The following is an 11,217-nucleotide window of genomic DNA, read 5'->3' on the forward strand; positions in this document are numbered from 1 at the left end:
GCTGGGGCCGCGGAGATTCACTCTCCGCGGCCTCAGCCTTTGTGCACTGTCCTCAGTGGTCTTGGGCTTCGGCCGGGGCGATCAGCGCCGGGCCTGCGGCACCGCCGTGTGCGAGCGCGTCGAGGAACGAGCGCGCCCAGCGGTCGACGTCGTGCGTCAGGACCTGACGACGTAGCGCACGCATGTGGCGCCGGCCGTCCTCGCGCGGTTGATTGAGGGCCTTCTCCATCGAATCCTTGACGTCGTCGAGGTCGTGGGGATTGCACAGAAATGCCTGGCGGAGTTCTGCTGCGGCACCGGTGAATTCGCTGAGCAGCAATGCACCACCCAGATCGCTTCGGCAGGCGACGTACTCCTTGGCGACGAGGTTCATGCCGTCACGCAGCGGCGTGACGAGCATGAGATCGGCGGCGACGAAGAACGCGACCAGTTCGTCGCGTGGGATCGGCCGATGGATGTAATGGACGACGGGGCGGCCGACTTCGCTGAACTCGCCGTTGATTCGGGAGACCTTCTGCTCGATGTCTCCGCGCATCTGTACGTAGCTTTCGACGCGTTCGCGGCTCGGGGTCGCCAACTGCACCATGACGGTGTCGGCGGGGTCGATGCGCTTCTCCATGAGAAGTTCGTGGAGCGCAGCGAGCCTGACGTCGATGCCTTTGGTGTAGTCGAGGCGGTCGACGCCCAGCATGATGTGCTTGGGGTTTCCGAGTTCTTTGCGAATCTGCTTGGCGCGGTCTCGAATTGCCTTGGTGCGCGAGAGCTCGTCGAGCTTGCCGGAGTCGATGGAGATAGGGAAGGCGCCGACGCGGACGCTACGGAAACCTACTTGCACCACACCGAGTTTGGAGCGGACGCCGACGGTTCCACGTGAAGTCTGTTGCCCGGCAAGGCGTCTGGCCAGGTACAGGAAGTTCTGTGCGCCACCCGGAAGGTGGAAGCCGATGAGGTCGGCGCCGAGGAGGCCTTCGACGATCTCGGTGCGCCACGGCATCTGCATGAACAGCTCGACCGGGGGAAACGGAATGTGTAGGAAGAAGCCGATGGTCAGGTCGGGGCGCAGCATCCGCAGCATCTTCGGTACCAACTGCAGCTGGTAGTCCTGGATCCAGACTGTCGCGCCCTGTGCCGCTGCCTTGGAGGTGGCTTCGGCGAATCGCCGGTTCACCTCGACGTAGGCGTTCCACCATTCGCGGTGGTACTCGGGTTTGACGATGACGTCGTGATAGAGCGGCCAGAGGGTGGCGTTGGAGAATCCCTCGTAGTACTCGTTGATCTCCTCGGCGCTCAGCGGCACGGGGTAGAGCTCGAGTCCGTCTTCGACGATGGGGTCGAGCTCGGCGTCCGCCACCCCCGCCCAGCCCACCCACGCGCCCTGATTGCTGCGCAGGATCGGCTCGAGAGCGGTGACCAGTCCGCCGGGGCTTCGCTTCCAGCGGGTGGTGCCGTCGGGAAGCCGTTCCAAGTCGACGGGCAGGCGGTTCGCTACGACAACGAACTCAGCCTGCCCGGACACGGCTTCACCGGTCGAAGAAGCAGGTGCGCTGTCAGAAAGGGTTGAACTGGTCGAATCCGGACTGACAGGCACGTGGTTCCTTCTCGGTCGGTGAGGGAAAGATTCAGTCGAGCTTGGCGGCGGGGGAGATACCGAGCATCGAGAGCAGCATCCTGCACTCGTCGGCATCTTCCGCGTAGGCAGCGACGACGCGCTGTGCCTGACGAGCAGTTTCGTCCGCTACGGGCTCGAGGTCCTCGTCCGCGATCTCGGTTTCGACGGTCGTGTTCTCAGCCATCATGTTCCTCTCGTGCTTGCCTGCACGGCGCAAGCAATGGTTCTTACTCGCGACTCTATGAGAACTGGGCGTGTCGACGCTAGTTGCTCATGTATTAGGGTCGACTTACTTATCCCTGTACTCAACTTTATCGCTTCCATCGATGCTTGGAGTTCCATGAGTTCGACCCCCTCGAGTGTGACCGTCGACTCGGACGAGCCGGATAGTGGCAATCACAGCGGTGCTGCGATTTTGCGACGTGTCCTCGTCCGTAACCGTGGCCCGCTCGCCATCGGCACGGTTCTGGTCTGTCTGCACCAACTGACCGAGACGGCGGTGCCGATCTCCATCGGTGTGATCATCGACCGTGCGGTGGAGACTTCGGACACCACGGCCCTGATCGTCTCCATCGTCGGTCTCGCGGCTCTGTTTCTCGTTCTGACGGCCGCGTGGCGCTTCGGCGCACGCTTCATCGTCACCGCGATGCAGCAGGAGGCTCATCGCCTCCGGCTCGAGGTGGCGCACCGCGTCCTCGATCCGCGTGGGGTGCGCACCGATCTGCGTTCGGGTGAATTGCTGACAGTCTCGACATCCGATGCCGAGCAGACTTCGTGGATCGCGGACATCGTCCCGCGCGCCGCTGCGGCCCTGACAGCTGCGGTGGCGTCGGCGGTGGCGTTGGTGTGGATCGACCTCTGGCTGGGGCTGGCCGTTCTGATCGGAACGCCGGTCATTCTCGGTCTGCTGCAGTTGGCGGCGCCTCTCATCACGTCGAGGGCCACCGGTCAGCAGGCGTCGATCGCTCGGGCGTCGGCGATGGCTACGGATCTGGTCAGCGGATTGCGTCCACTGCGCGGTATCGGTGGTGAGAAGACCGCGTCGGCTCGCTATCGCACAGTCAGCCGTCAGGCGCTCGCGTCGACGATCGGCACGGCCAAGGCGACCGGTATCTACACCGGCGTTGCCGCGACCGTCAGTGCGTTGCTCGCAGTCGGTGTTGCGGGCTTCGCCGGATACTTCGCTTTGCAGGGCCGGATCACGGTCGGTGAACTGATCACCGTGGTGGGGCTTGCGCAGTTCATCATCGAACCGCTCGGATTGCTTGCGTCCATCCCCGGATACTTCGCGGTGGCGCGGGCGTCGTCGGATCGACTGGCATTGGTCTTGGACGCGGAGCCACTGCGGGGCGCGGGTTCGCAGACCGAACTCGAAGGCACCGACCTGACCCTCGACGGAGTCGAGTACAAGTCGCTCAAGGGCATCGACTTGCACCTGCCTGCGGGAGAACTGCTGGGCGTCGTGGCTTACCAGCCGCAGGACGCCGACGCCCTTGTCGCGGTCCTGTCCGGTCAGCTGGCGCAGGACGCGTATCGCGGAGTGGTGAGGGTTGGCGGAATCAGCCTGTCCGACATGGACTTGCGATTGGCACGTCGGACGGTGTTGGTGGAGCCGCACATCACCGATCTGTTCTCCGGGTCGCTTGCGTCGAACGTCACCGCGGGCGCCGGTGATGGCGCTGCTCTCGACATCCAGAGCGCTCTGGTGGCGTCGGCAGCGGCGGATGTCGTCGATGCACATCCGGACGGTCTCGACCTCGAAGTGACCGATCGGGGCGCCAGTTTGTCGGGAGGCCAGCGGCAACGCGTCGCCCTCGCGCGCGCCCTGGTGGCACAGGCACCCGTGATGGTCCTGCACGATCCGACGACGGCGGTGGACGCGGTGACCGAGGCGTCGATCGCCGAAGGAATCGCAGAACTGCGGCACGAGGGTGCCGGTGGCATCCACACGACGGTATTGATCACCAGCAGCCCAGCCTTGCTGGCCGTGACGGATCGAGTGATCGTGTTGAACGACGGAGTGATCGCCTCGATCGGCACACATTCCGAACTCTCTCGCGGCGACGCGAACTACCGAGGAGCGGTGCTGCGGTGACGGCCACGGACACGACAACCGAAATGCCGGCCGGGGAGAATGCCGAGAAGGTGACAGAGCGCGAGTTGTTGCCGATCGCGAGTGGTCGCCAGACCTGGAAGTGGTTGCGGGCGGCGCTGACCGAACACCGGATGCAGAGCCTGCTGGTCCTGATCGTCGCGGCTTCGGCGTCGGCGATGGCCTTGGTGCCGATTTACGTCTTCGGCGTCCTGGTCGACCGGGTCCGGGACAACGCGCCCACGTCGACGATCGTCGGGGTGGTCGTGATCATCGCCGCTGCCGCAATCGTGGGCGGTGTGTTCACCGGTGTGGCTGCCTATCTGATCAAGCGGCTCGGTGAGACGATCCTGGCGGATCTGCGAGAGCGGACCGTGGACCGGGCACTGCGACTGCCGATCCAGACCGTCGAGAAGGTCGGTAAGGGCGATCTGCTCTCGCGTGTCGGCGACGACGTGTCGGTGATCGCCAAGGCCGTGTCCGACGTGGTTCCCGGCATGATCGCGGCGGTTCTGCTCGTGGCTCTGAGCATGGTGACCATGCTCGGACTCGACTGGCGACTCGGTCTGGCCGGAATGGTCGCGCTGCCGATGTACGCGCTGGCGCTCAAGTGGTACCTGCCACGATCGGCTCCTGTTTACGCAGCCGAGCGGGTAGCGATGGGGGCTCGTTCACAAGCGCTGATCAGCAGTCTCCAGGGTGCGAAGACGGTCCGCGCGTACAGCCTCGAGAAGGAACACCTCGGGCAGATCGATGCGGCGTCGGCAAAAGCGCGCGATCTGGCAGTCGGAGTGTTCGGCCTGTTCACGAGGTTCGCCGGTCGAGGTAACCGCGCCGAATTCGTGGGCCTGTCCATGATTCTCGTCGTCGGATTCCTGCTGGTCCGTGAGGACGTCGTGACAGTCGGCCAGACGACGACTGCTGCCCTGCTGTTCCATCGCCTGTTCAACCCGATCGGCTCACTGCTCTACACCTTCGACGAAGTGCAGTCGGCCGGCGCAAGCCTCGCGCGACTGGTCGGCGTCGTCGAGATCGAGGAAACGGAGCCTTCGACGGATGCAGGTTCCGTTCCGGCCGACGGTTCGCTGCGTCTGGATGACATTCGGCACAGCTACGACGGTGGTCATGAGGTTCTCCACGGAGTGAGCCTCACACTGCGAGCGGGGGAACGCGTGGCGCTCGTCGGTTCGACCGGAGCCGGAAAGACGACGCTCGCGGCGATCGCTGCCGGTTCGATCACTCCGACGTCGGGCCGGGTGTCGATCGGCGGTGTCCCGCTTGCCGACCTCGATGACCTACGACGCCACATCGCGATCGTGAGTCAGGAGGTTCATGTCTTTGCCGGACCCCTGATCGAGGATCTGAGATTGGCGGCTCCCGAATCCTCGGACGAGGACGTTGCCGCGGCACTGCGGACGGTCGGCGCGTACGAGTGGGTGGAGGCTCTCGACGAGGGAATGCTGACCGTCGTCGGCGAAGGCGGGCACGAGATGACAGCGGCGCAGGCGCAGCAGTTGGCTTTGGCGAGACTGGTGTTGGCCGATCCCGCCGTCGCCGTACTGGACGAGGCAACAGCGGAGGCGGGCAGCGCCGGAGCGCGGGAACTGGAAGCGACTGCCGACGCCGCTACGGAGGGCCGCACCACTCTGGTTGTCGCACACCGGCTTACCCAGGCCGCGGGCGCCGACCGAGTGATCGTGCTCGAACACGGTCAGATCGTAGAAGAAGGCCCGCACCGCGAACTGGTGTCCGCGGGCGGGCGTTACGCACAACTGTGGGCGGCCTGGGAAGGTCGCGACTGAGGGGTTTGTACTGGGTTTTGTACTGAGGGGGTCTGATCCGGCGATCAGGTGAGGTACCCGCCGCCGTGGGGGAAGAACTCGGCGGCGGTGTACTCGCTGCCGTCGTCGAGTCGGACGCGCTCGATCCGCAGTCCCTTGTTCTTGCCCGACCACGCGTCGGGGCCCGCGACGATCACCATGCCGTCGTCTTCCTGGATGAACACTCGGCCGGGGGTTCCGCCGTAGTGCCCGCGTGAGACGGACGCCTTCAGGATGCGGATGCGCTGGCCCTTGAACTCGGCGAAAGCGTTGGGGTACGGATCGGACTGTGCCCGGACGAAACGTTCGATGACCTCGGCGGGCCAGGACCAGTCGACGTGGCTGTCCTGCGGTGCACGCTTGTGGAAGAACGTGGCCTGCGATCGGTCCTGCGGCGTCCAGTCGGTACGGCCGGACGCGATCAGATCCAGGGCGTCGAGTGTGATGGGGCCGATCATGTCGATCGTGCGGTGGAACAGATCGGTGACGGTGTCGGTCGGGCCGACCGTCGTCGATCGCTGCAGCACGATGTCGCCCGCATCGAGTTCCTCGTCCATCAGGTGCGCCGTAAGGCCGACTTCTTCTTCGCCGTTGATCAGAGCCCAGATGAGCGGGGAGAATCCCGTGTACTTGGGCAGCAGCGAATCGTGGATGTTGAGGGTGCCGTACTTGGGTGCGTCGAAGACCTCCGCAGGCAACCAGGTACGCCAGTTGTTGGCGACGATGATGTCGGGAGCTGCTTCGGCCAGCGCGGCTTTGAAGGCATCGTCAGGCTTGTTCGCCACGTGAACGGGTACACCGTTCTCGGCCGCCAGATCTGCAACCGAGTCCGCCCACATCTGTTCGTAGACGTGTTCGCTCTTCGGGTGTGTGATTGCCAGCACGACCTCGTGATCGGAGTCGATCAAGGCCTGCAGGGTACGGTGGCCCCAGGTTTGGTATCCGAGCGTAGCGACTCTCAACGGGGGTCCTCCTGGACGAGCATGGGCTGGGGTTGCGGTCACACGACCGCCCATCAGCTTAGGCTATCCAACCAAAATTGTTGATCACACGTACGAGGAGGAAGGCTGACATGACGGTCGCCACAATCAACGGAATCCCCATCAATTACCAGGTCAAGGGTGATGGAGATCTGGTGGTGCTCATCATGGGGACCGGCAGCCCCGGCCGCGTCTGGGATCTGCACCAGACCCCGGCGCTGGTGGCCGCCGGCTACCGAGTCTGCACCTTCGACAACCGCGGAATCGCACCGTCCGGCGAGAGCCTCGGCGGCATCACGATGCCCGACATGGTCGCAGACACCGCCGGACTGATCGAGCACCTCGGTGGCGGTCCGGCCCATGTCATCGGCACCTCGATGGGCGCCCGGGTGGCGCAGGAACTGACGCTCGCCAGGCCCGATCTGGTTCGCAAAGCAGTGTTCCTCGCCGGTCACGCCCGGATGGATCATTTCCAGCAGGTCCTGACCGAGGGTGAGCGCCAGTTGTTCGACAGTGGCGTCGCTCTGCCGGCCAAGTACCGTGCCGCAGTGACCGCGGTGATGAACCTCTCGCCGGCCACGCTGGCAGACGATCACTCCGCGCGCGACTGGATGGACATCTTCGAGTTCACCGGCGGCGCAACGTCACCGGGTGTTCGCGCGCAGCTCGGTATGGACCGCGCCTTCGATCGACGGGGTGCGTACAAGTCGATCATGCGCCCGTGCCTGTCCGTCGCTTTCGCCGACGACCGCATGATCCCGCCCTACCTCTCCCGCGAGGTGGCGGACTGCATCGCTACGGCGTCGTACGAAGAGATTCCCGACGCCGGGCACTACGGCTACCTCGAGCGTCCGGAGGCCGTGAACAAGGTGCTGATCGACTTCCTGGCGAAGTAGTTTTCCGCACGCGAGAAAGGGCCTGACCTGCTAACTGCAGGTCAGGCCCTTCTCATGTTTCAGGCCAGTGCCAGGAACAGCTTCTCGAGTTCGGCCTCGGTCATCGGTTCCTGACCTTCCGCGCTGTCACCGCTCAGGCATTCACGCAGCCCGGAAGCGACGATCTTGAACCCTGCTCGGTCCAGCGCCTTGGACACGGCGGCGAGTTGCGTGACGACGTCCTTGCAGTCGCGGCCGTTCTCGATCATCGAGATGACCCCGGCAAGTTGGCCGTGGGCACGACGCAGTCTGTTCAATACGAGCGCAATGCTCTCTTCGTCGCCGGTCATGGTGGCCCCTTCTCGAGTGTTCGTGCTGCGGTCAAGGGTACCCCTGGGGGCATGTCAATGCTTGATTCAGTGTTTGATCCGGCTGCGGTGTCAGATCAGCGAGTCGACGGCCGCGCGCAACTTGACGGCTGCGTCGGCTGCCACGGACTCGAGGCCGGGTTCGCCGGAAACCTGAACCATGAGAGCAGGATTCATCGCTTCGACGAAGAACGAATTCTCGGTAGTCGTATCTTCGCGGACGACGACGTTGCACGGCAGTAGGAGGCCGATCTGACGATCCACCGAAACTGCCCGATGGGCCAACGGTGGGTTACAGGCACCCAGGATCAGGTACTTTTCCATGTCCTCGTCCAGCTTCGCCTTGAGTGTTGCTTGCATGTCGATCTCGGTCAGGATGCCGAAGCCCTGCTCGGCGAGAGCGCCACGCGTGCGGGTGACGACGTCGTCGAATGTTCCGGTGACCTTGGTTGCGATCGCTATCGGTTCTGTGGGTGTTGTCATTGCGCGCTCCTCGTCGTTGGCTGTCACTGTCGCCGGCTTTGATTTCTCTTGTCTCCATCATACCCCTGGGGGTATCAGTAGGACAGTGATGTCGGGTACACGATCAGCCATGCGAGAAGCTGATGTTCGGCAGGACGCGACGCAGCCATGCCGGCGCCCACCAGGCTGCCCGGCCGGTGAGGCGTAGGAGAACGGGCAGCAGCACCAAGCGGACGAGCACTGCGTCCAGGAGCACAGCTACGCCGAGGATGATGCCCATTTCCTTGGGTGGCAAGGGATCTGCGAGCGCAAAAGTGAAGAAGACCGCAACCATCACCGCTGCTGCCGCCGCAATGACCCGACCTGAATGCGCGAGGCCGTCGATGTGTGCGATCGCGGGGTCGCCTGTGCGTTCGTAGTGCTCCTTGGCACTCGAAAGCAGGAACACGGTGTAGTCCATCGCGATCGCAAAGATCATGGCGAAGAAGAAGACCGGACCCCACCCGTTGAGGAAACCCTGGGGGGTGAAGCCGAGTAGGCCTGCTCCGTGACCGTCCTGGAAGATCAGCTTCGCGATTCCGAATGCGGCCCCAGTGGACAGCAGGCTGACCAGCGTGCCGATCAAGGCGATCAAAGGCGCCTGGAGGGCGATCAGCAGCAACAGGAATCCGAGCGTCAGAATCACGACCACGACGATGGGAAGGTAGTCGTCGAGTGCCTGCTGAAGGTCGAGATTTTCGGCCGGAGCGCCGCCGACGAGCGCCGATTCCGGCAGTTGCGACCGAAGGTCGGCAAGGATGGTTTCCATCGCAGGATCTGACGGGTCGACGGTGGGAACTGCTTGCAGCATAACAAGATCGGACCCGTCGGCAGCTTGTTGCGCTGGGGTGACCATGGCCACGCCGTCAACGCTCATGGCAATACGTGAGGTGTCGGCTGCATCGTCGGCGGACGTGACGATCTGCAACATCCCCGGGGCGCCGTCCCCGAATTGCTGCTGCACCAGTTCATAGCCCTGGCGAACCGGGGCGTCCTCGGGAACCACGGCGATGGAGGGCATTGCCACCTTCAGTCCGAAGACCGGAACAACGAGTGCGATCAGGATGAGTAAGGCGCCGAAGCCGAATGGCCACGGGTGCTTGTGCAGCAATGATGCCCAACCTGCGAACATTGGGGAGCGGTGCTGCTGGCGCTTTGCATACGGTAGAGAACCGCCGTTGACCTTCGCGCCGATCCTGCCGAGCACGGCAGGCAACAGGGTGAGTGTTGCGGCGAGAACGAAGATCACAGCGAGCATGATTCCGACAGCCATCGTGCGTACGGCCGGGGCTGGAACGATGAGAACCGCAGACAAACTGACCAGAACTGTGAGGCCGGAAAGGACCACAGCCTTGCCGGCGGTGTCCATGGTTTGAGCCACGGCGGCCCTTGGATCCGGATCGGCTCGCAATGCATCCCGGAACCTGGCGACGAGGAAGAGTGCGTAGTCGATGCCCAGCGCGAGAGCGAACATCATCGCGAAGTTCATGGCCCACACGGAAATCGGCGTGATCTCGTTGAGGATTACAAGCCCGCCCGCCGAAGCGACCAGGCCCGCAAGCGTCAGCAGTAGTGGTAGACCCGCGGCAACCAGGGAGCCGAAGGCCAACACCATGATCGCGAGAGTGACGGGCCACGACATCATTTCGGCTTTGATCATGGCTTCGTGATTGGCCTTGTTGAAATCGCTCCACAACGCCGACGCACCCGTCGGGTACACCTCGATCGTGTCGGTGGACAAGCCCGTGAGCTTCTTGCCGAGTTCGTCTACCGCGCTGACCATCTCGTCGGTACTCGCGTTGGCGCCCGCGACCATGATGCCGGTATGTCCGTCCGGGCTGATGGTCATACCGGGCTGCGGGGCGATCACTTCGCCGAAGCGAGGGTCCGCGGAAAAGATTTCCGTTGCCGCGGCCAGGGTTTGCTGCATCGACGGATCCGTGATGGGTAGAGAATCCGAGTGAACGACCACCTGTACTGCGGCGGAGGAATTTCCACCGAAATGCTGCTCGGCCAACTCGCGAACTTGCACGGATTCGGATCCGTTTGCCTGCCAACCCGCGCCGGCCAGGGAGGTGAAGACGCTGGGTGCTGCGGCGCCGAGTGCGATCAACGCGATCAACCAGACGCCGACGACGAGGTGGGTGTGAGTCGCCATCGATCGACCGAGACGCGCAAGTATGCCGTCGGCTCGGGTGGGTGGGTCCGCGGTGACTGTTCTGGTCGCTGACATCTTCACTCCTGATACGGGTGGGGGTATTCCTGTCCGTCACCTGTATACCCCCAGGGGTATCGATCTGTCACATTCGAGGGTTCTCTATGCTGCTGGGGGCACCGTCCGATCTGAAACGGTGAAACGGATATGGGAGAGCAATCATGGACGCACGCGACTGGGACGAGCGATACCGAGCGGTGACGGAGCCATGGGGAGTCGACCCGGCGGGAACCGTCGCAACAAGAATTTCCGATCTGAGACCAGGCACCGCGATCGATCTGGCCTGCGGCGACGGCCGTCACGCGCGGTGGATGGCTGGGCAAGGTTGGTCGGTGACTGCGGTCGACTACTCGTCGGTGGCGATCGATCTGGCACGGGCGAGTGACGGGGACAAGGCTGTCGACTGGCAGGTCGGCGACGCGACCGAGTGGCAGCCGGAAGGGCTGGTCGACCTGGTGTTGGTCAGCTTTCTTCACCTCGAGGTCGACCATCTGGCCGCAACCTTGAAGCGCGTCGGGGAGTGGCTGACGCCCGGCGGACGGGTCCTCTATTTGGGGCATTCCATCGAGAACTTCCATCGTGGTGTGGGCGGTCCACCCGAACCGACCATTCTGCCCGGTATTTCCGATCTCGCTCGCGCTGCGGAGGGATCGAGGGTCTATGCCCTCGAACATGTCGTTCGGCCGCAGGACGGTAAGACGGCAATTGACGTTTTGCTCGAATTCGGTCCGTGGGAACAGGTCTGACCAGGGCGGGA

10 protein-coding genes are annotated in these 11,217 nt (G+C 63.8%); 4 read left to right on the forward strand and 6 right to left on the reverse strand.

The window, feature by feature from the left end; all coding sequences use genetic code 11:
- Positions 1–52 precede the first annotated feature (52 nt).
- Positions 53–1,516: an alpha,alpha-trehalose-phosphate synthase (UDP-forming) gene (locus A0W34_RS04655; protein ID WP_085989962.1), complete on the reverse strand. Its 1,464-nt coding sequence runs from the start codon at positions 1,514–1,516 to the stop codon at positions 53–55.
- A 103-nt stretch (positions 1,517–1,619) separates the two neighbouring features.
- Positions 1,620–1,793 carry a hypothetical protein gene (locus A0W34_RS33105; protein WP_164490548.1) on the reverse strand — a complete coding sequence of 58 codons (174 nt, stop codon included), beginning with the start codon at positions 1,791–1,793 and terminating at the stop codon, positions 1,620–1,622.
- Positions 1,794–1,949: 156 nt separating this feature from the next.
- Between A0W34_RS33105 and A0W34_RS04660 the strand changes: the two genes are divergently transcribed.
- Positions 1,950–3,704: an ABC transporter ATP-binding protein gene (locus tag A0W34_RS04660; protein ID WP_081557388.1), complete on the forward strand. Its 1,755-nt coding sequence runs from the start codon at positions 1,950–1,952 to the stop codon at positions 3,702–3,704.
- Positions 3,705–3,727: 23 nt separating this feature from the next.
- Positions 3,728–5,503 (forward strand): ABC transporter ATP-binding protein, encoded by a 1,776-nt coding sequence (locus tag A0W34_RS04665; RefSeq protein WP_042920544.1) that lies wholly within the window; start codon positions 3,728–3,730, stop codon positions 5,501–5,503.
- Between the two features lie 44 nt (positions 5,504–5,547).
- Here the strand turns inward: A0W34_RS04665 and A0W34_RS04670 are convergent, their stop codons facing one another.
- Positions 5,548–6,483 carry a methionyl-tRNA formyltransferase gene (locus A0W34_RS04670; RefSeq protein ID WP_007734348.1) on the reverse strand — a complete coding sequence of 312 codons (936 nt, stop codon included), beginning with the start codon at positions 6,481–6,483 and terminating at the stop codon, positions 5,548–5,550.
- Positions 6,484–6,593: 110 nt separating this feature from the next.
- Between A0W34_RS04670 and A0W34_RS04675 the strand changes: the two genes are divergently transcribed.
- A complete protein-coding gene (locus A0W34_RS04675) occupies positions 6,594–7,397 on the forward strand; it encodes an alpha/beta fold hydrolase (RefSeq protein ID WP_003945829.1) in 804 nt (267 codons plus the stop codon).
- Between the two features lie 59 nt (positions 7,398–7,456).
- Here the strand turns inward: A0W34_RS04675 and A0W34_RS04680 are convergent, their stop codons facing one another.
- The 3 genes from A0W34_RS04680 to A0W34_RS04690 form a co-directional block, all read right to left on the reverse strand.
- The gene (locus A0W34_RS04680; RefSeq protein ID WP_007734349.1) at positions 7,457–7,726 is read right to left on the reverse strand and encodes a metal-sensitive transcriptional regulator; all 270 of its coding nucleotides are present in this window, start codon (positions 7,724–7,726) and stop codon (positions 7,457–7,459) included.
- A 90-nt stretch (positions 7,727–7,816) separates the two neighbouring features.
- Complete coding sequence (locus tag A0W34_RS04685) at positions 7,817–8,227, reverse strand: DUF302 domain-containing protein (RefSeq protein WP_003945447.1); 411 nt, start codon at positions 8,225–8,227, stop codon at positions 7,817–7,819.
- 103 nt (positions 8,228–8,330) lie between these two features.
- The gene (locus tag A0W34_RS04690; protein WP_081557389.1) at positions 8,331–10,478 is read right to left on the reverse strand and encodes an MMPL family transporter; all 2,148 of its coding nucleotides are present in this window, start codon (positions 10,476–10,478) and stop codon (positions 8,331–8,333) included.
- A 143-nt stretch (positions 10,479–10,621) separates the two neighbouring features.
- Between A0W34_RS04690 and A0W34_RS04695 the strand changes: the two genes are divergently transcribed.
- Positions 10,622–11,206 carry a class I SAM-dependent methyltransferase gene (locus tag A0W34_RS04695; RefSeq protein WP_003945672.1) on the forward strand — a complete coding sequence of 195 codons (585 nt, stop codon included), beginning with the start codon at positions 10,622–10,624 and terminating at the stop codon, positions 11,204–11,206.
- Positions 11,207–11,217 lie beyond the last annotated feature (11 nt).

It is taken from the genome of Rhodococcus sp. BH4, assembly GCF_002079265.1.
GTDB classification, from domain to species: Bacteria; Actinomycetota; Actinomycetes; order Mycobacteriales; family Mycobacteriaceae; genus Rhodococcus_F; species Rhodococcus_F qingshengii.